Annotated in this window: 24 protein-coding genes; 13 read left to right on the forward strand and 11 right to left on the reverse strand. The window is 67.6% G+C overall.

Features of this window, described 5'->3' with window-relative positions; translation table 11 throughout:
* Positions 1–147: 147 nt before the first annotated feature.
* A complete protein-coding gene (locus AB7O82_RS01230) occupies positions 148–1671 on the forward strand; it encodes an acyl-CoA synthetase (RefSeq protein WP_428618493.1) in 1524 nt (507 codons plus the stop codon).
* Positions 1672–1674: 3 nt separating this feature from the next.
* Here AB7O82_RS01230 and AB7O82_RS01235 read toward each other — a convergent pair whose 3' ends face one another.
* Positions 1675–2616 (reverse strand): alpha/beta hydrolase, encoded by a 942-nt coding sequence (locus AB7O82_RS01235; protein ID WP_428618495.1) that lies wholly within the window; start codon positions 2614–2616, stop codon positions 1675–1677.
* A gap of 217 nt (positions 2617–2833) precedes the next feature.
* Between AB7O82_RS01235 and AB7O82_RS01240 the strand changes: the two genes are divergently transcribed.
* Together AB7O82_RS01240 and AB7O82_RS01245 are read left to right on the forward strand one after the other, a co-directional pair.
* On the forward strand, positions 2834–3100 hold the full coding sequence (locus AB7O82_RS01240; protein ID WP_428553280.1) for a type II toxin-antitoxin system ParD family antitoxin: 267 nt from the start codon (positions 2834–2836) through the stop codon (positions 3098–3100).
* A gap of 3 nt (positions 3101–3103) precedes the next feature.
* Positions 3104–3460, forward strand: a complete 357-nt coding sequence (locus tag AB7O82_RS01245; RefSeq protein ID WP_428553282.1) for a type II toxin-antitoxin system RelE/ParE family toxin — start codon at positions 3104–3106, stop codon at positions 3458–3460.
* Positions 3461–3567: 107 nt separating this feature from the next.
* Here AB7O82_RS01245 and AB7O82_RS01250 read toward each other — a convergent pair whose 3' ends face one another.
* Complete coding sequence (locus AB7O82_RS01250; protein ID WP_428553285.1) at positions 3568–4530, reverse strand: helix-turn-helix transcriptional regulator; 963 nt, start codon at positions 4528–4530, stop codon at positions 3568–3570.
* Positions 4531–4683: 153 nt separating this feature from the next.
* Between AB7O82_RS01250 and AB7O82_RS01255 the strand changes: the two genes are divergently transcribed.
* Positions 4684–5103 carry a cupin domain-containing protein gene (locus AB7O82_RS01255; RefSeq protein WP_428553288.1) on the forward strand — a complete coding sequence of 140 codons (420 nt, stop codon included), beginning with the start codon at positions 4684–4686 and terminating at the stop codon, positions 5101–5103.
* Between the two features lie 426 nt (positions 5104–5529).
* Complete coding sequence (locus AB7O82_RS01260; RefSeq protein WP_428553291.1) at positions 5530–7248, forward strand: dihydroxy-acid dehydratase; 1719 nt, start codon at positions 5530–5532, stop codon at positions 7246–7248.
* Here the strand turns inward: AB7O82_RS01260 and AB7O82_RS01265 are convergent.
* The 5 genes from AB7O82_RS01265 to AB7O82_RS01285 all read right to left on the reverse strand — a co-directional run bounded on the left by AB7O82_RS01265 (position 7194) and on the right by AB7O82_RS01285 (position 12827).
* Complete coding sequence (locus tag AB7O82_RS01265; RefSeq protein WP_428553293.1) at positions 7194–7400, reverse strand: hypothetical protein; 207 nt, start codon at positions 7398–7400, stop codon at positions 7194–7196. The two genes, AB7O82_RS01260 and AB7O82_RS01265, sit on opposite strands and share 55 nt — an antisense overlap.
* Before the next feature lie 25 nt (positions 7401–7425).
* Complete coding sequence (locus AB7O82_RS01270) at positions 7426–8463, reverse strand: cytochrome P450 (RefSeq protein WP_428553295.1); 1038 nt, start codon at positions 8461–8463, stop codon at positions 7426–7428.
* A 145-nt stretch (positions 8464–8608) separates the two neighbouring features.
* Positions 8609–9601, reverse strand: coding sequence for an arginase family protein (locus AB7O82_RS01275; protein ID WP_428618498.1), 993 nt, complete (start codon positions 9599–9601; stop codon positions 8609–8611).
* Between the two features lie 335 nt (positions 9602–9936).
* Positions 9937–10485 (reverse strand): low molecular weight protein-tyrosine-phosphatase, encoded by a 549-nt coding sequence (locus AB7O82_RS01280; RefSeq protein WP_428618501.1) that lies wholly within the window; start codon positions 10483–10485, stop codon positions 9937–9939.
* Between the two features lie 80 nt (positions 10486–10565).
* On the reverse strand, positions 10566–12827 hold the full coding sequence (locus AB7O82_RS01285) for an ATP-binding protein (protein ID WP_428549838.1): 2262 nt from the start codon (positions 12825–12827) through the stop codon (positions 10566–10568).
* A gap of 197 nt (positions 12828–13024) precedes the next feature.
* On the opposite strand from AB7O82_RS01285, the gene AB7O82_RS01290 reads away from it, so the two are divergent.
* From AB7O82_RS01290 to AB7O82_RS01310, 5 genes are all read left to right on the forward strand, one after another.
* Positions 13025–13780: a response regulator gene (locus AB7O82_RS01290; RefSeq protein ID WP_428549836.1), complete on the forward strand. Its 756-nt coding sequence runs from the start codon at positions 13025–13027 to the stop codon at positions 13778–13780.
* Between the two features lie 74 nt (positions 13781–13854).
* Complete coding sequence (locus AB7O82_RS01295; protein WP_428549834.1) at positions 13855–14319, forward strand: response regulator; 465 nt, start codon at positions 13855–13857, stop codon at positions 14317–14319.
* 69 nt (positions 14320–14388) lie between these two features.
* Positions 14389–14760 carry a response regulator gene (locus AB7O82_RS01300; RefSeq protein ID WP_428549832.1) on the forward strand — a complete coding sequence of 124 codons (372 nt, stop codon included), beginning with the start codon at positions 14389–14391 and terminating at the stop codon, positions 14758–14760.
* A gap of 189 nt (positions 14761–14949) precedes the next feature.
* Positions 14950–16854, forward strand: a complete 1905-nt coding sequence (locus AB7O82_RS01305) for a PAS domain S-box protein (protein ID WP_428549830.1) — start codon at positions 14950–14952, stop codon at positions 16852–16854.
* A 214-nt stretch (positions 16855–17068) separates the two neighbouring features.
* Positions 17069–17740 (forward strand): hypothetical protein, encoded by a 672-nt coding sequence (locus tag AB7O82_RS01310; RefSeq protein WP_428549828.1) that lies wholly within the window; start codon positions 17069–17071, stop codon positions 17738–17740.
* Here AB7O82_RS01310 and AB7O82_RS01315 read toward each other — a convergent pair.
* Entirely contained in the window at positions 17643–18713 is a 1071-nt protein-coding gene (locus AB7O82_RS01315; protein ID WP_428549826.1) for a Bug family tripartite tricarboxylate transporter substrate binding protein, read from the reverse strand. The genes AB7O82_RS01310 and AB7O82_RS01315 overlap by 98 nt on opposite strands.
* A gap of 85 nt (positions 18714–18798) precedes the next feature.
* Between AB7O82_RS01315 and AB7O82_RS01320 the strand changes: the two genes are divergently transcribed.
* Together AB7O82_RS01320 and AB7O82_RS01325 are read left to right on the forward strand one after the other, a co-directional pair.
* A complete protein-coding gene (locus AB7O82_RS01320; RefSeq protein ID WP_428549824.1) occupies positions 18799–19143 on the forward strand; it encodes a potassium channel family protein in 345 nt (114 codons plus the stop codon).
* 9 nt (positions 19144–19152) lie between these two features.
* Positions 19153–19473 carry a hypothetical protein gene (locus tag AB7O82_RS01325; protein WP_428549822.1) on the forward strand — a complete coding sequence of 107 codons (321 nt, stop codon included), beginning with the start codon at positions 19153–19155 and terminating at the stop codon, positions 19471–19473.
* A gap of 94 nt (positions 19474–19567) precedes the next feature.
* On the opposite strand, the gene AB7O82_RS01330 is transcribed toward AB7O82_RS01325, so the two are convergent.
* Positions 19568–19990, reverse strand: a complete 423-nt coding sequence (locus tag AB7O82_RS01330; protein ID WP_428549820.1) for a type II toxin-antitoxin system VapC family toxin — start codon at positions 19988–19990, stop codon at positions 19568–19570.
* Positions 19987–20241, reverse strand: coding sequence for a type II toxin-antitoxin system Phd/YefM family antitoxin (locus tag AB7O82_RS01335; RefSeq protein WP_428549818.1), 255 nt, complete (start codon positions 20239–20241; stop codon positions 19987–19989). Before AB7O82_RS01335 ends, AB7O82_RS01330 begins: the two co-directional genes overlap by 4 nt.
* 153 nt (positions 20242–20394) lie before the next feature.
* Between AB7O82_RS01335 and AB7O82_RS01340 the strand changes: the two genes are divergently transcribed.
* The gene (locus tag AB7O82_RS01340) at positions 20395–21162 is read left to right on the forward strand and encodes an SDR family NAD(P)-dependent oxidoreductase (protein ID WP_428549816.1); all 768 of its coding nucleotides are present in this window, start codon (positions 20395–20397) and stop codon (positions 21160–21162) included.
* A gap of 302 nt (positions 21163–21464) precedes the next feature.
* On the opposite strand, the gene AB7O82_RS01345 is transcribed toward AB7O82_RS01340, so the two are convergent.
* Positions 21465–22598, reverse strand: a complete 1134-nt coding sequence (locus AB7O82_RS01345; protein ID WP_428549814.1) for a CaiB/BaiF CoA transferase family protein — start codon at positions 22596–22598, stop codon at positions 21465–21467.
* Positions 22599–22604: the final 6 nt, after the last annotated feature.

Below are 22604 nucleotides of genomic sequence, written 5' to 3' on the forward strand. Positions count from 1 at the left end.
TACCCTTCCTCCAGACCACCGGGACCGATTACCTTTAAGCGTGGCCTCGACTACTTCCTCGCAATCGCTACTGGATGGGAACTCAGAGATGTGTCCACTCCGTAGCAGCGAAGCTGGGGAGGAGAAAGAGAATCGAGAGGAAACTGCATGACATCGGGTATCCCCGCGGAAGACTGGATCGCCCATCACGCCCGCTTCGCGCCGTCGTCTGAGGCGGCGCACGATCTCGCTTCCGGCCGGCGCTTCACCTACGCCGAGATGGACCGGCGCGTGAGCTGCGCCGCGCTGTGGCTCAGCGATGCCTTCGCCGTTCAGCCGGGCGATCGCATCGCGGTGCTCAGCATGAACGACACCGATGTGTTCGAGCTGCAGTTCGCCTGCCGGCGGCTCGGCGCCATATTCCTGCCGCTCAACTGGCGGCTCGCAGTCCCTGAGCTCGAGTTCATCTGCAAGGACGCCACGCCCGTCGTGCTGGTTCATGGCGACGAGTTCACCGATGCGGCGCTGCAGGTGGCGAAGCTCGCGTCCGTGCCGCACACGGCGAACCTCGCCAACGGCAAGCCGAGCGCCTACGAGACCGGTCTCGCCAAGGCGAGCGGCACGCTTGCGCCGCCGGCGCTCGATCTCGCCGACACCTGGACGGTGATGTACACGTCCGGAACGACCGGGCGGCCCAAGGGCGCGCGCATCACCTACCAGATGTGCGTGTTCAACAGCGTTCACTGCGCCATGACAGTCGGGCTGACGGCGAGCACCAGGAACCTGGTGTTCCTGCCGACCTTCCACACCGGCGGTCTCAACGTCTACGCCAACCCGACCTTCCATACCGGCGGCTGCAACGTAGTGCTGCGCAGCTTCGATCCCGGCCGCTTCCTCGCCCTGATGACCGACAAGGAGCTCGGCCTCACCGACTTGCTGGGCGTGCCGACCAACTTCCTGATGCTGGCCCAGGAGCCGGGCTTCGCCGCGGCCGATCTCTCGCACATAAGGTCGATGGGCGTGGGCGGCGCCGCCTCGCCACTGTCGCTGCTCGAGACGTTCGGCCGCAAGGGCATCGCTCTGCGCCAGGGCTGGGGCATGACCGAGACCGGGCCGATGGGCCTTTTCCTGTCGGCCGACAAGGCGATGGCGAAGATCGGCTCGTCCGGCCTGCCGCCGATGTACGTGCGGCTGAAGATCTGCGATCCCGACGGCGATCCGGTCAGGCAGGGCGAGACCGGCGAGCTGATGATCAAGGGGCCGAACGTGACGCCGGGCTACTGGAACCGGCCGGAAGCCAACCGCACCTCGTTCACGGCCGACGGCTGGTTCCACACCGGCGACGCCGCGCGCCAGGACGAGGACGGCTATTACTATATCGTCGACCGCTGGAAGGACATGTTCATCTCGGGCGGCGAGAACGTCTACCCGGTCGAGGTCGAGAACGTGATCTACCAGCTCGACGGCGTGCTGGAGAACGCCGTGGTCGGCGTGCCGCACGAGAAGTGGGGCGAGATCGGCCGCGCTTTCGTCGTGTTGAAGCCCGGCGCCAACCTCGACGAGGGCGCCGTGATCGAGCACTGCGGCACCCAGCTCGCCCGCTTCAAGGTCCCGAAGGAAGTCCGCTTCCTCGACGAACTGCCGCACAACGCGACGGGCAAGGTGCTGAAGCACCAGCTGCCCCGGACCTGAGGATCAAGCCTTCAGCTGCCGCGCGATGAACTCCTTGGCCACCTCGCGCGCCTTGTCGGTCTGCGGACCCGGCTCGGCGACCCATTCGTGGACGCTGTTCTCGAACAGGCGATAGTCGCACTCGCCGCCTGCCGCCCGGTAGGTCTCGGCGAAGTGTTCCTGCATCTCCGGCAGCACGTTGTCGTCGAGGGCGCCCTGCATGATGAGGAACGGCGCCAGGGTGACCTTCTCCCTGCGCTCGAGAATCTCCTGCGGGTTGCCTTCGTGGATCGTCTCCCAGGGCGAGAAGAACACCTTGTTGTTCTTCAGCATGCCCTCGTTCTTGCGCCGTTCGGCGTTCTGGTAGCGCGCAAACGTGTTGCTGACCGGCGAGCGCATCACGACGAAGGAAACGGTGGCGTCGACGTCCGGTGCGGTGGCGAAAGGGATCGCGCCGTAGCGCGCATCGTGCGGCCGCATCGCCAGGAGCTGGGCGACATGACCCCCGCTCGACGATGCGTAGACGCCCAGCCTGGAGACATCGCCGTTCCAGGTCGCGGCATTGGCCTTGAGCCAGCGCACGGCGTAGTTGGCGTCCTGTATGCAGGCCGGATAGGGCGCTTCGGGTGCGATCGTCATGTCGACCGCGACGACAAGCAGCCCACTCGCCGCCAGCGCGCGGTCCATCGGCTCCTCGGCGAAGCGGTCCTTCCTGTTCCAGGCACCGCCGTGCAGGTCGAGAATGGTGGGGAAGGGGCCCGTCCCTTTGGGTTGGTAAATCCGCGCCATCAGAATCCGGCCGGCCGCATTTCGCCGCACCTCGACCTCGCTGACCACGAGGTCGAAGCGGGCGTTCGGATCGTAGGCAGGCGGACCGGCCGCCTGGGCTGCGGCAGGCAGGCCCACCGCGCCTGCGGCGGCCATTTGCTTCAGAACGTCGCGTCGAGCTGAAGTTTCTCTGTCCATGCAACGCCTCCTCTCGAGCCGATTGGGTCGAGGCACAATAGCCGATACCAATGGAGGGCACGCGTACGATCGCTCGACCGCACCTCGTTTGAAGCGGATGGCTCGTCCGAAATTGGCAGTGTCGCGGTCCGGATGCCGCCGATGCCGGGTCGTGAGAGCGGACGGACTGGCAAAGTTTGCCAACCGTGATAGGGTGAGGGCCGCCTTGGAGAGTTCAATGCCCACGCGAAACGTCAATCTTACGCCCGAGCAGGACGCATTCGTCGAAAGAATGGTCAAGGCTGGAAAGTATCAGAACGCCAGCGAAGCAATCCGCGATGCGCTGCGCGGTCTGCAGCAGCGGTGGAAGGAGGACGAGATGAAGCTCACCCTCCTGCGCAGACAGATCAAGGCCGGTATCGATGCCCTCGACCAGGGCGCGTTCACGGAGGTCGACGACGCCGACCTCGACTCGACCTTGGATCGGCTGGCCGAATCGCGGTGAACGGTGGCGCGCTATCGGCTGGCTGCGCCCGCGAGAGCCGACACCCAGTCGATCCTGCGCACGAGCGAGTCCCGCCACGGTGCCGAGGCCCGCATCCGGTATCGCAGCCTCCTCACAGCGGCACTGCGCCGGATTTCCCGTGATCCTCTTGGGGCCTCGACGCTGGATTGGAGCGACCTCACGCCCCGGCTTCGCAGCCTGCATGTCCGGCACGCCCGGAGCGAAAGTCGCGAAGCACCGGTCGCCGCACCGGTGCATGTCGTTTTCTATCGCATGGCCGGTCCCGATCTCATCGAGGTGGTACGCGTGCTGCACGAACGAATGGAGCCGAGCCGGCATCTCGGAGGCTTGGACGAGTAAGGGGTACGCCCGCGCGCCCGATCGGCGCTGATCGAGGCGCGCTTCGTCGAGATCAAGCGCGGCTTCAACCGGATCCGTGGCCGCGCACCACGGCGGTAGGAACGCGCCTAGCGCTCGACGTCCTTGTGTCGGCGCATGTCGGACGGTGTCATGAGGTAACGCCGCTTGAAGCGGCGGTTGAAATGCGAGACGTCGCCGAAACCCGCCTCGAGCGCGATCGCGGTGATCGACCAGGCAGCGTAGCGCGGGCTGGTCAGCAAGCGGCGCGCCGCCTCGAGCCGTCGTTCAAGGGCGAAGTTCGAGAAGGTGGTTCCGGCCTCCTCGAACAGAATCTGGACATAGCGCGGTGAGATGCCCTGACGGCGGGCAAGCTGATCGAGCGGGAGCGCGGCGTTGCGGATCAGCTCGGTCTTGATGGCGTCGAGACGTGCGGCACGGACGCCGCGCTGGCTCGCGATCTGCCGCCCGTCCTCCGTCGCCCCGATGGCGAGCGCGATCAGGTCGTAAACGTGGGTGGCGGAAAGCAGATTGAGGCGCGGGTCGGCGATGCGTTCGGGCAAGCTCTCGAGATAAGTCCGCAGCAACGCCAGCGCCTCGGTATCGCCCGGTATGCAGCGTGCGGCGGCCTGCTCGACATTGGCGATCGTCGCCAGCGCGCCAAACGGCACGCGCACGGAATGATAGGTGGTTTCGTGGAACTGCAGGAGGGCCGGCTCGCGGTAGACCAGGAAGACGCCGTCGCCAACTTGCGGAACGCCCTCGTGCCGGCGTTGCGTCAGGGCCATGTGGCCGCCGGTTTTCATCATCAGGCAGACTGTGTCCTCGCCATCGGCCAGCATCTTCGCCGGGCGCGTTACGCGCGCCGTGAGCGGCGACAGCATCTTCGCCCGGCGCAGACCTGGCGCGATATGCATCGTCATCTCGGCCGCTTGGCCGGGCTCGGCCTCCAGCTCGAGCTGGACCGCGCGGTCGAAGAGGTCGCGCAGCGCCGGCAGACGCTTCGCCGCGGGAAGCTGGCGCGTCGAGAAGTGCAGGGAAGCGAAGTCTTGCTTCTCAACTTTCTCCATCATGACTCTCCCCCGAGCCGGCGCGCGATCGTGAGAGCGTAGTTTGCGCGGGAAAGAATTGCCAGTTCGTCCACGGCCTATGGCGGGTTCGCAAGAGTCCAAGACCGGGTAGCGCAGGCGGCAAACAATGCGCACGCGAGGTCGAGGAGAGGATGCATGCTCAAATTCACATCGTCGATGTACGCCGTGCTCGCGGTGCTGGCCTGGACGGGCCCGGTTGCGGCCCAGCAAAGCCCGCCGGCCGTTGCCAGCCAGACGCAGACCATCAAGCGCACGCCCTTGCAGCGTTTCGACGTGCCGGGAACCGCCTATGAAACCGTGATTGGCATTGCCGAGATCGCGCCGGGCGTCTCGATCGGACGCCACACTCATCCGGGTCCCGAGTCGGGCTACGTCATGGAGGGCGGCTTCGAGCTGCTGATCGACGGCGAGCCGCCGCGGCTGCTCAAGGCCGGCGATTCGTACAAGGTGCCCGCCCGCGCCGTTCACAATGCGAAGACCGGCTCGGCCGGTGCGAAGGTGATCGCGACCTATGTCGTCGAAAAGGGCCAGCCGCTCGCATCCGAAGCGAAGTGACCCTGTACAGGCGGTCTGGAAGGCCCTTCTCCATGCCTGCCGCGCGCGTTACCCGCAGGTGCTGAATCAGGACGCCGGCCCTCTGATTCGGACAGCAATGTCTTTGCGTTGCAGGATCGAATCATGGAAGCGGTGCCGGCGCCATTGCGTCCGGCATTGAGCGCGCCGAGATCGAGCGGGCGCAGCGGCCGCCTCCGGCGACCCTCGATGCCTACGATCTGTGCCTTCGCGCTCTGAGTAACTTCCACGCCTTGACCGAAGGAGCGACGCCGCCCGGACATTGCTCGAGCAGGCGGTCGCGCTCGATCCGGACTGCGCGGCGCCTGTGGTGCTGTTGGCCAGCGTGTTGGGTTGGCGGATCTGTGATCGGTACACCGGAACAGACAATCGGCTAACCTCCCGCAACCCAACCAGGCGGAAACCCCCATGACCCAAGACAGCAGCACCTACTGGAAGAAAGCGCGCGTCGAGCTGCGCGCAGCAGGCTTCGAGCCCGACCGCACCGCCGACGCCAGCGCCGTCGTCACCATCGCCGCTGCCTGGACCAATGCCCATCGCTGCAACAACCGCGTGCGCTCGATCGCCGACCTGCTGGCCGAGATCCTGGCCGAGCGCGGCGGGCAGGGGCTGATCGTCGGCGCTCCCGCCGTCTCCGACGCGCTGACGCAAGGGACTCCCACCGCCGGCTACAGCCTGGTCTCGCGCGACGTCGTCGCCGACTGCTTCGAGATCGGCCACTACGCCCATCACGGCGACGCCATGATCGTCATCTCGGGCTGCGACAAGACGGGTGCAGCCGCGCTGATGCCGCTTGCCCGCACCAACGCCTTCGGCCTGGTGCTCTACCCTGGCACCAGCTCGCCTGGCCGCGTCGATTTCGGTCCGTGGGCGGCCAAGGGAACCAACCTCACGATCATGGACTATGCCGAGGGTCGCGCCGCGCACGAGGCCGGCCGCATCTCGGCCGACGAGCTCGGCGCGCTCGAGCGCAACGTCATGCCGGGCAGCGGCACCTGCGGCGCCATGTTCACCGCCAACACCATGAGCACCATCGCCGAGTCGATCGGCATGATGCTGCCGCGCGGCGCCTCGCATCCCGCCGACTACGATGCCGGGAGCGACATCCACGCCGACGTCCGCGCCCAGGCGCGCGCCAGCGTCGACGCGCTCTATCGCCTGATGGCGGCAGGCACCCGCCCGCGCGACATCATGACGATGCAGGCCTTCGAGAACGCCATCACCACCGTCTACGCCATGGGTGGCTCGACCAACATGTACCTGCACCTGCTCGCCATTGCCCGCCAGGCCGAGGTGCCGCTCACCATCGAGCGCATCCAGGCGATCGGCGAGCGCGTCCCGCTGCTCGGCAACCTGCAGCCGCACGGCCCCTATGCGATGACCAGCCTGCATGGCATCGGCGGCGTGCCGATCGTCATGAAGGAGCTCTTGCGCCACGGTTTCCTGCACGGCGATGCGCCCACCGTCACCGGCAAGACGGTGGCCGAGAACCTCGAGGCGGTGCCGACCCTCGAGCAGCTCGGCAGGCAGGACATCGTGCGCCCGGTGAGCAGCCCGATCGCGCCGCCCAACAATCACATCAGCGTGCTCAGGGGCAACCTGGCGCCGGAGAGCTGCGTGCTGAAGCTCTCCGGCAAGACCCTGGAGAAGGGCGAGTTCCGCGGCACCGCGCGCGTCTTCGATTCGGAGGCCGACACCATGACGGCGATCCGTGCCGGCGAGATCAAGCCCGGCACCGTGATCGTGGTGCGCAATGTCGGCCCGGTCGGCGGCCCCGGCATGCCCGAGATGGTGATGCTTACCATCCAGCTTCAGGGCCGCGGGCTGGCCGAGGACGTCGCCCTGATCACCGACGGCCGCTTCTCCGGCGTGAGCCACGGCATCCTGATCGGCCACATCTCCCCCGAGGCCGCCCGCGGCGGCCCTATCGCCGCTGTGCGCGACGGCGATACGATCGTCATCGATCCCGGCAAGCGGACGCTGAACCTGGAAGTGCCGGACGATGAGATCGCGCGGCGCATGGCGGCGTGGAAGGCACCCGAAGCGGCGGGCCGGACGCGACCGGGTTCGGTTCACGACAAGTACATCCGGCTGGTGTCGTCGGCACACTTCGGGTGCGTGGTGTGACGCCGGGCGCAGATCTTCCTCACCGCGTGCAGGTCCATACCCACGCCCAATGCCTCGACCAGCGCCGCCGCGAGACCCGGCCGATTGCCGGCGATCGACGGCGGGTCCGCCTCGACCAGTCCCGGCGTCAGCAGGCCCGGCGGTCGCTTCATGCCTGTCTCTCTGAAAGCAGATTCCTCACGATCGCAGCGCAACGGGCAGGGTGTCGAGTCCGCGCAGGGTGAAGGTCGGCAATCGCGTCGGCAGGCCGGCGAGCTCGATCCCGGAGAAGCGTTGCAGCAGCGTGTTGAGGGCGACCTCGCCTTCCATGCGGGCGAGCGTCGCGCCGAGGCAATGGTGGATGCCGCTGCCGAAGGCGACATGGCGGCGGGCGTCGCGCGTCACGTCGAGGCGGTGGAGATCGGCGAAGACGGCGGCGTCATGGTTGGCGGCCGCCAGGATCAGCATGATCTCGTCTCCCGCCTTCACCGGCACACCTACCAGCTCGGTGTCCTCGCTGACGATCCTGAGCGTGACCTGGGCGGGAGAATCGAAGCGCAGGAATTCGTCGACTGCGGCGCCGGTGAGCTCGGGCGACTGACGCAGAAGCGCCAGCTGATCGGGTGCGCCCAAGAGGGCCAGCACGGCGTTGCCGATCAGGTTCACCGTCGTCTCGTGGCCGGCGAACAGCAGGAGCTGGGCCAGCGCCACGATCTCGCGCGCCGTGATGCTGTCGCCGTCAACATCGACCGCCGCCAGCGCCGACAGCAGGTCGTCGCCCGGCGCGCGGCGGCGTTCGGCCAGCCGGTCGGCGATATAGGCGGCCAGCCCATGCTGGGCCGCCTTGATGGTCGTCTCGATCTCCGGTGTCCGCAGCACGACGGGATCGACCGAACGGGCCATGCCACGCGACCATTCGGTGAAGAGCGGCTCGTCGGCTGGCGGCACGCCCAGCAGGGCGCAGATCACGCGGACAGGCAGCGGATAGGCGAAGGCTTCGATCAGGTCGACCGTCTTGCCGCGCCCGGCCATGCCGTCCAGCAACTCATCGGCGATGGCCTGCGTGACGCCGCGCAGGTCCTCGAGCCGCCGCGGCGTGAAGGCGCGCGCGACCAGGCCGCGCAGGCGTGTGTGTTCGGGCGGGTCCATGCCCATGAGGCTGAGCGCACGCTCTGCGTTGCGTGCGGCGCGCGTTTCGTCCGCCGACAGCCCGGGATGGCGCAGCAACGTCGTCACGCCGGCGTGGCCCAGGGAGAACCAGACGGTCTCGGCGGCGCGCAGCAGCGGTCAGGACCGCGGAAGCGTTCGTAATAGGGATATGGATCGCTGCGAATCTCAGGCGACATCGCGTCGACGAAGAACCGGTCGGCCAGGCTCTGGGTCATGGAGCCGGCACGCGCCGAGCGACGCGCGATTGCGCCACCAGGTTGGCCAGGTGCAGCAGGATCTCGGCCGAGGTGAGCGCTGTGATCTGCGCCGGGCCGTCGAGCGGCGGGCAATAGCAGACGACGTCGCCGCCGCAGATGTCTAGGCCTCTGAACCGATCGAGCAGGCCGAAGAACTCGCGCGAGGTCATGCCGTTGACCTCGGGGTCGGCGACCGCGGGCGCGTAGGCGAGGTCGAGGACATCGAGGTCGACGCTGATGTAAGTCGGGCCATCACCGACGATGCGCCGCACCTCGTCGCCCACGAAGGCGATTCCCTTGTCGACCACCTCGTCGAGCATGAACACGCGGAAATGCTCGAGCGAGAAGTCGTCCTGGTTGGGATCGCCCAGCGCGCCGTGCAGGTCGATCTGCACCGTACGTTTGGGATCTATCAGTCCTTCCAGGACGCCGATGCGGAAGGCGGCGCCGGCATGATGGGCCGTGCCGTTCACCGCCGGCCAGGAATCGGCATGGGCATCGAAATGAATCATGCCGATCGGCCCCTTGTGCCGCGACTTGGCGCCGGCGATGGCGCGCAGGATCGGCGTCGTGACGGAATGATCGCCGCCCACCGTGATCGGGTCGATGCCGTGGGCATGGAGCTCGCCATAGAACGCCTCGGCCTCCGCCGCCGCCAGATCAGGGTTGAGAATGTCGACGACCGGCACGTCGCCGAGATCGTTGATGCGGCAGGCCTTGAACGGATCGAAGCGCGTGTTGCGCAGCATGCGGTGGTAGGAGTGCGAGCGGTTGCGCACGGCGCGCGGCGCCAGGTACTGCATGCGCTCGATAGCGTTGCCGCCCGAATAGGGAAAGCCGACCAGGCCGATGTCGGTCTCGTCGAAGTCCTGGCGATGCGGGCAGCCCAGCAGCGTTGCGACGCCCGTCCAATGCCAGTAGCGCCGGGATGATTCGGCCAGTTCGCGAGGTGTCATTTCCTTGACCATGTCCCAGGCTCTTTCGTTCTTGCAGTAGAACTTCCTCCCCGGTTTTCGCTGGGAAGAATACATTGTGGGGCACAGCTGCGTCCGAGAACAAGCCAAGGAACCCGCACGCGTGTCCGACAATGCTCCCCTCGCAGCAATGCCAAGCGCCGACGTCTGCTGCGCCCAGCGTTTCGCAGCGACAGTGCCGACTGTTTCAGCGGGAAGGTCGGCGGCGCGATGCGCGGCGATGTGTTGAATCTCGCCTTCCAGTCGAGGGCGCCCCGTGCCTGTCACTACAGCTTCGAGCTGACGCGCGTGCACCGAAATGGACAGGCTTGCTCGGGAGGTTGGACCTCTCAATCCCGCGAATGGACCACGCGAAGCTGCGTGGTCCGGCCTTGCCGGTCCCCCGGCGTGTCGCGCCCGGGCAGCCCCGCCTCCTTGCCGAGATGCTCCAGCAGGCCGGCGCAGCCGCGCTCGATCAGGTCGAGCGCCCGCTCGTAGTCCCGTGTGGTGCCGCCGAAGGGGTCGCGGATCTCGCGGAGGCCCGGCACCGGAACGTACCTGAGCAGCATCTGCGGCCGCTCGGTGTGCGGCCCCGGCGCAATCAGCCGCATCGACGCGAGCTGCATGCGGTCCATCGCCAGCGCGTGGTCGAAGCGGGCGAGATCGGCGGGTTCCAGGCGGCGGGCTCTCAGGTCGCGAATCGGATAGCCGCGGCGGGCTGCCACCTCCTGGGCGAGCAGGCTCGGCGGCTGCCCGCTTGCGCCTTCGTAGGTGCCGGCCGAATCGATCTCGAAGGCGCCTGCGTGCCGGGCGCGCTGCACCAGAACGCGCAGGCAGCCGACCGCCATCGGCGCGCGGCAGACGTCGCCGGTCGAAACGAACAGGATACGGACGGTCATGGCGAGCGAGGCCCCTGGAGTGCAAGGAGATCGGGCGAGGTCGTCCGAAGCGACATGATAACGGCTTTGCGCACGTCGACCTACAGCGCCGCCATGGTGGGCGGGGGTGGCGCATCCGGCGTCCTGTCGGCCCCGAGCTTGTCGGCGTCGGCGGTTTGCACTGCCGCCGGCAGGTCGATCCTGAACACCGCGCCCTGAAGCTCGCCGGGCTCGGGCTCGGCCAGAGCGAGCGTGCCGCCGGCGTCGCGAACAAGGCCGTAGGAGGTGGCGAGGCCGAGGCCACTTCTGTCGCCCACCGGCTTTGTGGTGAAGAAGGGCTCGAAGATGCGGTCGCGGATCGCCGTCGGCACGCCCGGGCCATTGTCGGCGATGCGCACGATGACGCGGCCATCCGCCGACCGCAAGGCGCGAATGGCGATCGCCTTGCCGGCGCTCGGGCTGTCGCGCAACGCATCGCGCGCGTTGGCGAGCAGGCTCACGATCACCTGCTGCATCACGACCATGTTGCCGACGACCAGGACCGGCGCTTCGTCGAGCTGCAGGTGTACGGCAATGCCGTCACGGCGGAGCTGCGCCGTCATCAGGGCGAGTGCGCCGTGGCAGGCCTCCCGCATGTCGACCGGCTGCGGACCTTCGCGCGAGGTTCGGCTGAAGATGCGCATGCGGTTGATGATGGCGGCGGCGCGGTCGACCTGCGCGATGACGCGGTGGAGCTTGCCGGCGAGGAAGGCCTTGAATTCCGGTTCGATGGGCGGCGGGCAGGCTGCGCCGTCTGCCGATGCGTCCTCGCCCGGCGTGTCGTCCTCGTCCTCGGGTTCGGGCTCGAGCTCGGCCAGCGCGTTCTGCGCGGCCATGCGGATCACGTTCAGCGGCTGGCTGAGCTCGTGAGCGATGCCGGTGGTTACCTCGCCCAGGGTCGCGAGCTTGGCGGTCTGGGCGATCGCACGCTGCGCCTGATGGCGCAGCGTCACGTCCTGACCGACCAGGATGATGCACTCGCCGGTCTCCGAATGCGTCTGGCGAGCCAACGCAAAATGCAGCCGGCAGGTTGGCTGGCCCCGGCGCACCACCTCGAGGTCGATCTCGGCCTGGCGCTTGTTTCCGGCGACGAAGTCACGGAGCTGCCCCAATCCCTGAACCTCGCTAAATCCGTCGTCCGCATCGCCGGAGCGGTAGAGGTCGAAGCGCTCCCCGAACAGCTCGTTGAAGCGGGTATTGGCGCGCATGACGCGCCCGGCGCGGTCGAGCACCGCGGTCAAGGCCGAAGGCGTGTCGACGATGGCGGCAAGCAGCGCCTGCTCGGAGGCGGCGCGGCGCGCGGCGTCTGAAAGGCGCATCAACCGCAGCACCCGCAGGAGAACAAGCAGAGTCGCCAGGCTGAGCAGCGTGGCGGCAAGCACGAACTCGGCGCTGGTCTCGCGCCACGGCTTCAGAAAGACGCTCGGCCCGATCGAGAGTGTGACGATCGCCGGAAAGCCTTCGATGCGGCGGGGCGCCATGATCCGCGGCAGGTGAAGCGACGGGTCGCGCGCGAGGGGCGCATCGGTGAACACGGCCGGCGCCGGGCCGATCTCGCGAAGCAGCCGCAGCGAGAGGGAGTCGGGAAAGCGTCGCCCGAGCAGCGAGTCGTCGCGCATGCTCGACGCCAGCAGCGTGCCGTCGTCGCGCATGATCGAGATCGTGCTGTCGGCGCTGACCGCGATCTGGCGGAAGAAATCTCCCAGGTAGCGGGCATCGAGACCGATCGCCAGGACACCCAGAACGTCACCGCCGGGGCCGACCACGGGACGCAGCAGAAAGAAGGTCGGGCGGCCGATGACCCGGCCTGGTATCGTGGTGGTCAGAATCACCTCGGGCGGGTTCGGCGAGATCGCGGCGACGAAGCCCTCGCGGCCGGCCATGGAGGCCTGGGGTGGCGGAAAGCTGGAGGTGGCGTTCAGGATCACGCCGTCGCGGCCGACGACTCCGGCCATTCCGATCTGCCGCAGGCCGGCGATCCGCTCGCGCATTTCGTTGTAGAAGCGACGGCCGCTCACCGCCGCCTGGAATTCCGCCTCGTTGCCGATCTGCTCGTCGCGCAGCCAGTCGAGCATGCTCTTCAGCACCAGGTCGGCGGCGCCAAGGGCCTGGCCGACATAGGCCGATGCGATGAGACTGGTCCGGGCGGCCGCGCGCTTCCATTCGTCGATCGATGCCTGCCGGCTTTGCCAGATCAGCAGGCCGGCGGCCGACCAGACGACCAGGAGAACGAAACCGGCGAGCAGCAGGGAGCGCCGGCGGTCGGCCCGTAGCGGGCCGATGGCCGGGGCGGCTGGCGCCGTCGGGCTCGCGCTTGCGGGCATCTTCCTGGTCCACTTCCCGTCCCAACGCGACCGGTTTCGCCGGTCGCGCTTGCGAATTGTACCGCATTGCAGGCACCTTTCCTTCCAGAGCGGCCGACAAACGCCTCCATTCCGGAGGTGTCCGTCGGCCTGGCATGAAGGAAGCCATGACTGCGCCGGGCGTCACTGATCGTACTGCCGCCAGCGTCGACGTTCTCGTGGTCGACGACGACCTCGAATCGATCGAGGAACTGGTCGAGTATCTGGCCAAGGCTGGCCTCACCTGCCGTGCGGCCAGTGACGGCTGGAGCGCGCTCAAGTTGATGGCGGAGGGACTCCACGCCGGCATCGTAGTGAGCGATCTGCGGATGCCAGAGCTCGACGGCGTGCAGTTCGCAGAGCGGCTGAGCCGTTTCGCCGACGGGGCGCGGCCGGAAATCATTTTCGTCAGCGGCAATGCCGGATTCGACGACGCCGTGGCGGCGCTGCGTCTGGGCGCGCGCGACATGCTGACCAAGCCGGTGGACGGGCCGCGCCTGGTGCGCGCTGTCAAGTCGGCCCAGTTGGCCCGCCAGATGCGCCAGCGCCAGGAGGCGGCGCCGACGGCCGGCGAGGAGCTTCTTTCCCCCACCGAGCGCCGGCAGGCGGTGCTGCGCGACCTCAAGGCGATGCGTCGCACCCGCAGCAGCCTGTTCCCGACGGAGCTGTTCTCCGACCCCTGCTGGGAGATGCTGCTCGACCTCTATGACGCCCAGCTCGCCGGTGCGGAGGTCACGGTGACCAGCCTCGGCGCCGCTTCTGGCGTGCCGCTGACCACCGCGCTCCGCCGCATGGACGAGCTGCAGCGCCACAATCTCATCGTGCGCAGCGACGATTCCGGCGACAAGCGTCGCACCCTCATCCGGCTGAGCGAGCCCGGTCTGCGCGCCGTCGAGACATTCTTCGACAGCGTGCAGTCGCGCCCCCGACGGTAGTTTCGTCCAATTCGGAGCCTTCCGCCGGGCAAGTCATGTATTGCCCCGTGACGACGCCGGGCAAGAGTTGCAAGATGACGGACGCGATGACCCGGCCGACTTCCGACTCCGTCGAACCTGCCTGCGACGTGCTGATTGTCGAGGACGACCCTTTGCAGGCAGAGGAGCTCGCCTGCATCCTCGAGCGGCGCGGTCTCGTGGTCCGGACCATCCATGCCGGCTCTCCCGCCCTTCATCGCATCGCCGATCTGCGGCCGCGCGTTGCCCTGGTCGATTTCGATCTGCCCGATTTTGATGGCGTCACCCTGAGCGAGCGCATTCGCCGCCTGTCGCCCGAGACAGCCCTGCTGGTGATGTCGGGTCGCATCGACCACCTGTCGGAGCCCATCCTGGAGCGGGTCGGCATCTACAGATTCTTCCCGAAGCCGGTCGAGACCCGGACGCTGGGCCGCGCGATCCGCGCCATGCTGAAGAGTGCGGCGCGCACCGGGGTGCCGGCAACCAGACCGGAAAAGTGGTTCGGCTTGCGATTCGGGTGATGTAACTCAAGGCCGGGTGGGGCATTAATACGGCGCGTGCCGAGGGGCGGGGGGCGTAGAGTTACCGTCGTGCAATTTCTACTGGTGGAGGACGATGCCGACCTGCGTCGCGAGGTCGGGGAATACCTCCTGCGTCGTCATCACGGCGTTATCGCGCTGGCCTCGGCAGAGGAAGCCCGGGCGTTTTTGGAGCGCCAGCCGGCGCCGGCGCTCGACGCCGTGCTGTGTGACGTGAATCTGCCCGACGGCGACGGGTTTGGGCTGTACGTCCGGCTCGCCGCGAAATCGACTGCCGTGCGCTGGATACTGCTGACCGGGGATGCCGACCACCAGCAGCTCGACGAGATCCGGCGCGCCAACCCGGACCTTCCGACGGCCATGCTGGTCGAGAAGCCGGTGTCCTTGCGACGGGTGGCAGCCCTGCTGGAGCGGGGCTCCTGACGCGCCTGACAACTTGATCGGAAAAGTTGTACTTCCATCTTGACGCAAGCGTTATGCGGTGGGACGGTTGTGCGCGCGCGGGCCAGGGGCCACGACAAGAAGCCCCGGCAGGCGGGTAATTGGTTGCAGACGGTCAGGGAGCGTCGTCGGGTGACCGTTCACACGGGGTCTTCGTCCGCATCCCAGGACGTGGCGGGCATTCTGCGCCTTTTTTTCGAGCGTGTTGACGACTTCGCCATAACCACGCTCGATCCGGACGGCATCATTACATCGTGGAACGCCGGGGCCGAGGCGATCACCGGCTACAAGGCGCACGAGGTCGTCGGCAAAAATTTCGCGCTGTTCTACCCAGCCGAGGATTGTGCCGAGGGCAAGCCGCAACGCGTGCTGCAACAGGCGGCAACCCTCGGTCGTTTCGAGGAAACCGGCCGACGCGTTGACCACAACGGCGGCATCTTCTTCGTCAACGTGATCATTTCCGCGGTCCGCGACGGTGAGGGAAGGCTGCTGGGCTTCGGCTCGATCTCGCGCGATGTCACCGACCGGCTCGAGGCGACGAGCCGGCTGCGCGACAACGAGGCCCGCCTGCAAACCCTGGTCGACACTGTTCTCGAGACGCTGATCGACGGGCTGATCGTCATCAATCGGCGCGGCACCGTGCAGCTCTACAACCGCGCTGCCGAGCAGCTGTTCGGCTTCCCCGCCGACGAGGTGGTGGGTCGAAACGTCAAGATGCTGATGCCGGACGACGTCGCCCGCGAGCACGACGAGCACTTGCTGACCTACCAGCGCACCGGGGTCCGCAGGATCATCGGCGTCCCGCGGAACGTCTACGGCAGGCGGCGCGACGGCTCGACCATCGCCATCCAGATCGCCGTCGGCGAGGCGACGCATCGCGGCGAGCCGATCTATGTCGGCATCATTCGTGACCTGACGCAGCATAACCGTACCGAGGCGCAGTTGCGCCAGGCGCAGAAAATGGAGGCAGTGGGTCAGTTGACCGGCGGCCTGGCGCACGACTTCAACAACCTCCTGATGGTGATCCTGGCCAACATCGATGGCCTGCTCGAGGAGCAGTTGCCGGCATCGGCGATGAGCAAGGTCAAGCAGATCGAGCGCTCGACGACGCGTGGCGCCGAGTTGACGCGCCAGTTGCTGGCCTTCTCGCGCCGCCAGCCGTTGCAGCCCCATCCGACCGACCTCAATGAGCTGGTTTCCTCGCTTGGCCGCCTGTTGCGGCGAACCCTGGGGGCCGACATCGCCATCAAGTACCGCCTGGCGCCGGTCCTCGAGCGAGCCAACGTCGATCGCGCGCAGCTCGAGGCGGCGTTGATGAATCTCTGCCTCAACGCGCGCGATGCCATGCCGGCGGGTGGCCAGCTGGTGATCGAGACCGAGGCGGTCGACATCGACGAGGCCTATGTCAGGGTGACACCCGAGGCGCGGGTTGGCCCGCACATCATGGTGGCGGTGACCGACACCGGCACGGGCATCCCGCCCGAGCTGCTCGACAGGATCTTCGAGCCCTTCTTCACGACCAAGGACGCCAGCCGCGGCACCGGGCTCGGGCTCAGCATGGTGTACGGATTCATCAAGCAGTCGAACGGCCATGTCCGCGTGGCGAGCGAGCTTGGGCACGGCACCACATTCCGGCTCTACCTGCCGCAGACTGTCGCCGTCGAGCCGGCACCCGAGACGCGCTCGGCGCCGGTCGGAGGCAGGGAGCGGATCCTGCTCGTCGAGGACGAGCAGCAGGTGCGCGCGCGTCTCGTCGAGCAGCTCGTCGGTCTTGGCTATGAGGTCGACGAAAGGCCGGACGGCGAGGCCGGGCTCGCCGCCTTCGCGGCTGCCGATCCGCCCTACGACCTGGTGCTGACCGACATCGTGATGCCGGGATCGGTGAGCGGCAGGGCGCTGGCCGACGAGGCCGTGCGCCTGCGGCCCGGCATATCGGTGGTGCTCATGTCGGGGTATACCGAGGAAGTCGCGCGGCACGGGCTGACGCATCCCCGCATGCACCTGCTGGCCAAGCCGTTTCGCAAGCGCGATCTGGCGCGGATCGTTCGCCAGGCGCTCGACGAGCGGAAATCATAACATCCAAATCCATTTCAATCTGGAAGGGGCCGGGCAGCGCCGTTTTGCCATGGCCGCGCGCTCACTCGACGCGGCGGGCCGCGATCAGGTCCGGCAATGGAGTGAATTGGCCCAGCGCTGCCGACCGTGAGTCCAGTCTGGAACCATCAGGTCGCGCCTGGCACGCCGGAACCGGCCAATCTCCCGCCTGTGGGGGGGCCGCCCGGGAGGGACGATGCATCGCGCGGGGTGTGGCCGGCTGTTGGCGCTGTTGGGAGGGCTGCTGGCCCTGACAGTGGCGGCGAGCGGGTCTGCCATGGCGATGGAGTTCGTCATCCGGATGGCCGACGACGGTGTGCCGATGCTGATCGCACGCGGCCCGATCACCAGCGGCGATTCGCTGCGCTTGCAGTTCGCCTTGCGCGAGGTCGGGCGCGACCGCCTCGGTGACAAGCGGGTGGCGCTGGCAAGCGACGGCGGGGCGGTCGGCGAGGCCTTCGCCATGGCCGACCACATGGAAGCGGAGAAGGTATCGACCTTCGTGCTGCCCGGTACGACGTGTGCGTCGGCTTGCGCCTCCATCCTGTTCGTCGCCGGCCGCCATCGGTCGGTGCTCGATCGCGGCCGCCTCGGCCTGCATTCCTGTGCCGTACAGGCGGGGCGCGAGCGCTCGCCGCTCTGCAACGAGCTTATCGCCCGTCGCGCCGAACGCCGCGGCGTGCCCTACGTGCCGATGCTCGCCCTGCTGCAGAGCTCCGACCCGCGCTCGATGAAGTGGCTCCGCCCGGAGGAAGCCGACTGCTGGGGCCTCACCCGCTGGCCCCCCAATGCGACGCGCACCCCGGCCACCACGAAGGACCCGTCCTGTCCGGCCAAGGGCCTGCAGACCATCGGCTTCTCGCAGTAGAGCCCCTATTCCAGCTGCAGCCCACTGTCGGCGATGACCTTCTTCCAGACGGCGCGCCCGCGCTCGATGTGAGCCGCCGCCTGCTGCGGCGTGCCGGGCAGGGTCTCCATGCCTTGCTTGGCGAAGGTGCCACGCACCTCTCGGGCAGAGCGAGCGCCCGGGTGAGGAGCGTGTTGAGCGCTGCCACGTATTCGGGCGGCCTCCTTGATGCCACGATCAAGGCATACCAGTTAGTTGCGGCGTAGCCCGGAAATCCAAGCTCGGCGACGGTCGGTACGTCGAGATCGAACGGCGAGCGACGCGGACCGAACATGGCCAGCGCCCGGATCCGGCCGTCGCGCACGAACCTGGTGGCGGTGGGCGCGCTGGCGATCACCGAGGGGACGTGCCCGGCAACGAGGTCGTTCATCGCCGGCCCGCCACCGCGATAGGGCGCGCGGGCAAGGCGCGCGCCACTCATCGACTTCAACAGCTCGCCGGCAAGATGGCCGGCGCTGCCGACGCCCGACGTGCCGTAGGTCATGCCGTCCGGCCCCTTGGCCAGGGCGAGGTATTCGGCAAGCGAGCGTGCCGGAACGCTCGGGTGGACGACGATCACGTTGGAGAAGTCGACGGCGAGCGTGATCGGCGCGAAGTCCTGCGTCGAGTAGCCGACATCCTTCATGGCGAAGGGATTGATCGCCAGGACGCCGATATTGGCCAGCAAGATGGTGTGGCCGTCGGCCAGCGCTCGCAGCAACTCGCGCGTTGCAATGTTGCCACCGCCGCCGGACTTGTTGTCGACGAGGACCGAGATGCCGTCGCGCCGGGTGTGCTCCTGGCCGACGACGCGGGCGGCCGTGTCGACGCCACCGCTGGGTGCCGCTCCGACCGGGAAGCGCAACTGCTTCGAGGGGAAGGCCTGGGACCGCGCCGTGCGCGCCAGCAGGCCGGCCGCCGTCGCCGTTGCCAGCATGCCTCGGCGTCGCACCATCGTTTCCTCCCGGCTGCGCCCGTTCGTGCCAAGATGGTTCGCACGATCACACTTCCATGTCTCGACAGCCCGACCGGAGACGACCATGGCCCTATCGCATTCGGCGGTGCTGCGCCGGCTCTACTGGCGATCCTTTCTCGCCGGCGTGGTGATCGTCTGGCCGGTTCTGTCGGTGCTGCTCGCCGCCAAGGCGGTGCTGGGCGTGATCATTGCCGCCATCGAGGGCTGGAGCCTGGGGCAGGGCGTCTATTTCGCCTTCGTCACCGGACTCACCATCGGCTATGGCGATTTCGTGCCCCGGCAGCCGTTGACCCAGGCCATGGCAGTGGGGATCGGCTTCCTCGGGATAATCCTGATAGGATTGGTGTCGGCCCTGGGGGTGAAGGCGTTTCAGCTCGGCAGCGAGGCGCAATCGCCCCAGGTTCATTGAGGGACAGCCATGCATCGCATTGCCAACCATCCGACTTGCCTTCTGCTGATTTTGTCGGCCGGCCTGGCGTCGTGCGCCACACCGGCGCCGCCGTCGTGGCAGAAGCCGGGCGCCAGCGAGAGCGCGGTCGCCAGGGACACCGCCGAGTGCCACGCCACAGCCGAGCAGGAAGCCGAGCTGCGTTATCCGCGCGGCTTCACGACGCCGACGTTGAGTGCTCCCGGGCTGGCGATGTCCCAGCAGCGCGACAACACCGACCGCGCCAACGCCGCGACCGCCACATTCAACACCTGCATGCGCGAGCGCGGTTACGTGCGCGAGGCGAAGTGAGCCGCGTGTCTCGCCGGAGGCGCGGCACCGTATCGGTGCGGCTTCCAGCCGAATTGACGCGATTGTCGGGCGCTTTCGCTGAACCTGGACCCAGTTAGTCGCCCCAGGGATTGACGATTTGTTCGACGGTCGGCTTGAAATCTGCGGTATTGCGGGTCACCAGGGCGAGTTCGTGGACGATGGCAGTAGCGGCAATGAACGCATCCATGATGTCGATCGGTCGGCCCACCGCCTTACGGCGTGCGACCACCTCACCCCAGCGATCGGCAATCCGCGGATCAACCGAAAGTAGGCGACCTTCAAAGCGCTGGGGCAGATCGTGGCGCAGCCATGCGTCGAGGCCACGGCGTCTCGCGCCGTCGGGCAGCCTACCGATACCGTGCCGCAACTCGGCCAGCGTAACCACGCTCAGGAACACCCGGTCTTCGTCTATTTCGGCGAGCCATCGGACAACGCCGGAATTGGGCCGTTGCTTCACCCATTCCGAGACGACATTGGTGTCGAGCAGGAAGGTCACAGGTCGATCTTGCGCGCGCGATCTCTGCGCCGCTTGACGGCGATGCCCGAGCCGGAAAGTGGCGAAGCCGCGAAGAATTCAGCAAGGTTGCCAGATCGCCTCGTCTTCCTCTCCCATTCGTCGGCGGACACGACGACTGCCGCCGTCCGGCCATGCCGCGTGATGACCTGCGGCCCCTTTGACTGTGCCCGCTCGACAATTTCGCTGAACCGGGCCTTGGCCTCCGCAACTGTCCAATTGTCAGTGCTCATGTGCTGCCTTTTCGACCAGATTGAGCAATATGGTCATTATAGTCATTTTCGCCTGATGACGCCAAGATCCCTGACAGCCCTGCGCCCGCTGTTGAGACCCCGATAGCCGCATGACACGATCCAATGCAACTCGAGCGAATTGGAGACAAGACAATGGCTGGAATTCTCGACGGCAAGAGCGCCCTGGTGACCGGCGGCGCGTCGGGCATCGGCCGCGCCACGGCGCTCGCCATGGCGCGCGAGGGTGCGCGAGTCGCCGTCGCCGACCAGAGCGAGGGGGGTGCGGCCGAGACCGTGGCGATGATCAACGCGGCGGGCGGGCAGTCGATCGCAATCGGCGCCGACGTCTCGGACGAGGCGCAGATCGAGGCCATGGTGGCGCGCAGCGTCGCCGCGTTCGGCCGTCTCGACTGCGCCTTCAACAATGCCGGCATCGCGCCGCGCCACGTCGGTCCGGCCGGCCAGCGCACGCACGAGATGAGCCGCCAGTCGTTCGATCGCATGATGGCGATCAACCTCACCGGAGTATTCCTGTGCATGAAGCACGAGATCGTGCAGATGCTGAAGCAGGGTGGCGGGGCGATCGTCAACACCGCGTCGGTGGCGGGACTGGTCGGCCTGCCGACGGCGGCGAGCTACGTCGCCGCCAAGCACGGCGTGGTCGGGCTCACCAAGACGGCGGCGATGGAGTATGCCCAGGAGGGCATCCGTGTGAACTGCGTCAACCCGGGCTACATCAAGACGCCGATGACCGAGCCCGGCATGGCCGAGCGCTACGAGCGGCTGATGACCAAGGTGCCGATGAACCGGCTCGGCGTACCCGAGGAGATAGCCGAGGCGGTGGTGTGGATGTGCTCGGAGCGCGCCTCGTTCATGACCGGCGCCTCGCACGTGGTCGACGGCGGCTACTACGCGGCGTGAGGCGAGCCAGACGAATGGTCGCTCCCTCATCCCCCGGCTTCGCTGTTGCGGCACAGATTCCATGCCTCCCCCGTCATCGCCCCCGTCATCGGGGGAGGTGGCCCGATTAGGCGCTGTTTACAGCGCCATTGGCCGGAGGGGAGAGCATCACGCGAGGTCCATGAAGTTCCGACGTGGGAATCATAAACACCTCGAGTGTGGCCTTCCCCCTCCGCCCCGTACGACAGGGCACCCCCCGTAAGACGACCGTAAGACGGGGGAGGGATTGATTCCCCAGCCTCGCTGCGAAGAGAACGAGGGCATCATCGCCGCCGGCCGAATCCCTCTCCCGTATGCGCACCGAGTGCCGGCGAATCGCCTTGCGGCTGCGGGCGCCGGCGGTCGAACGAGATCGGCAGGCCGACCACCTGCATGTCGCTGCCGGGCAGAGTGCGCTGCAGGTCCATCGCCGCGAGCTGCTCCGATTGCGCGAGCTCGGCGATGTCGTTGATCGGCGAGCAGGGCACGCCGACGTCGCCGAACACCTTCAGCCAGTGTTCGCGCGGTCGGACGCGCAGCAGTGGCTCGATCAGGGCGACCAGCGCCGGCCGGTTGGCGGCGCGCCGGCGGCCGTCCCTGAAGCGCGGGTCGTCCTGCCAGTGCGGGCAGCCGATCGCCTCGGCGAACTTGACGAACAGCCGGTCGTTGCCGGCCGCCACCACGATTGGCCGGTCGGCGGTCTCGAAGGCCTGGTAGGGCACCAGGGCCGGGCTGGCGGTGCCGTGCCGCCGCGGGACGTTGCCGCTCAGCCAGTAACCGTGCAGGGCGCCCGACACCCAGTGCACCGCCGTCTCGAACAAGGACGTGTCGATGACGCAGCCGCGCCCGGTGACGTGGCGCTGCTGCAGGGCGGCCAGCGCGCCGATCACGCACCACATGCCCGTCGCCGCATCGTTGATCGCCGGCGCACAGAAGGTCGGCGGATCCTCCGGCCGGCCGGTGAGGGTCATCACCGCGCCATAGGCCTGCAGCAGCGGATCGAATCCCGGCGCCAGCCGCATCGGCCCGGTGTAGCCGAACGCCCAGATCGAGCAGTAGATCAGCCGCGGGTTGAGCACCAGCAGGGCGTCGGGACCGAGGCCGAGCGGCTCGACGACGCCTGGCCGCAGGTTCTGGATCAGGATGTCGGCGTCGCGCGCCAGCTCCTTGAGACGTGCGACGGCGGCTTCGTCCTTGATGTCGAGCGCGACCGAACGCTTGCCACGGTTGTTGGCGTGGAACATGGCGCTGTCGTCGCCGACGAAGGGCGGACCCCATTGGCGGGCGTCATCGCCGCCATCAGGCTTCTCGACCTTGATCACGTCGGCGCCCATGTCGGCCAGGATCATGCCGGCGAGGGGACCGGCATAGGCCTGGCCGATCTCGAGCACCTTCAGGCCGTCGAGCGGGCGGGTCATGCGATC

Source organism: Reyranella sp. (assembly GCF_050185545.1).
In the GTDB taxonomy this organism is placed as follows: Bacteria; Pseudomonadota; Alphaproteobacteria; order Reyranellales; family Reyranellaceae; genus Reyranella.

Coding starts and splice junctions, on each gene's coding strand:
- AB7O82_RS01230 (WP_428618493.1), top strand. CDS start 148: ATGACATCGGGTATCCCCGCGGAAGACTGGATCGCCCATCACGCCCGC.
- AB7O82_RS01235 (WP_428618495.1), bottom strand. CDS start 2,616: ATGGACAGAGAAACTTCAGCTCGACGCGACGTTCTGAAGCAAATGGCC.
- AB7O82_RS01240 (WP_428553280.1), top strand. CDS start 2,834: ATGCCCACGCGAAACGTCAATCTTACGCCCGAGCAGGACGCATTCGTC.
- AB7O82_RS01250 (WP_428553285.1), bottom strand. CDS start 4,530: ATGATGGAGAAAGTTGAGAAGCAAGACTTCGCTTCCCTGCACTTCTCG.
- AB7O82_RS01255 (WP_428553288.1), top strand. CDS start 4,684: ATGCTCAAATTCACATCGTCGATGTACGCCGTGCTCGCGGTGCTGGCC.
- AB7O82_RS01260 (WP_428553291.1), top strand. CDS start 5,530: ATGACCCAAGACAGCAGCACCTACTGGAAGAAAGCGCGCGTCGAGCTG.
- AB7O82_RS01265 (WP_428553293.1), bottom strand. CDS start 7,400: ATGAAGCGACCGCCGGGCCTGCTGACGCCGGGACTGGTCGAGGCGGAC.
- AB7O82_RS01275 (WP_428618498.1), bottom strand. CDS start 9,601: ATGGTCAAGGAAATGACACCTCGCGAACTGGCCGAATCATCCCGGCGC.
- AB7O82_RS01280 (WP_428618501.1), bottom strand. CDS start 10,485: ATGACCGTCCGTATCCTGTTCGTTTCGACCGGCGACGTCTGCCGCGCG.
- AB7O82_RS01285 (WP_428549838.1), bottom strand. CDS start 12,827: ATGCCCGCAAGCGCGAGCCCGACGGCGCCAGCCGCCCCGGCCATCGGC.
- AB7O82_RS01295 (WP_428549834.1), top strand. CDS start 13,855: ATGACGGACGCGATGACCCGGCCGACTTCCGACTCCGTCGAACCTGCC.
- AB7O82_RS01310 (WP_428549828.1), top strand. CDS start 17,069: ATGCATCGCGCGGGGTGTGGCCGGCTGTTGGCGCTGTTGGGAGGGCTG.
- AB7O82_RS01315 (WP_428549826.1), bottom strand. CDS start 18,713: ATGGTGCGACGCCGAGGCATGCTGGCAACGGCGACGGCGGCCGGCCTG.
- AB7O82_RS01320 (WP_428549824.1), top strand. CDS start 18,799: ATGGCCCTATCGCATTCGGCGGTGCTGCGCCGGCTCTACTGGCGATCC.
- AB7O82_RS01325 (WP_428549822.1), top strand. CDS start 19,153: ATGCATCGCATTGCCAACCATCCGACTTGCCTTCTGCTGATTTTGTCG.
- AB7O82_RS01335 (WP_428549818.1), bottom strand. CDS start 20,241: ATGAGCACTGACAATTGGACAGTTGCGGAGGCCAAGGCCCGGTTCAGC.
- AB7O82_RS01340 (WP_428549816.1), top strand. CDS start 20,395: ATGGCTGGAATTCTCGACGGCAAGAGCGCCCTGGTGACCGGCGGCGCG.
- AB7O82_RS01345 (WP_428549814.1), bottom strand. CDS start 22,598: ATGACCCGCCCGCTCGACGGCCTGAAGGTGCTCGAGATCGGCCAGGCC.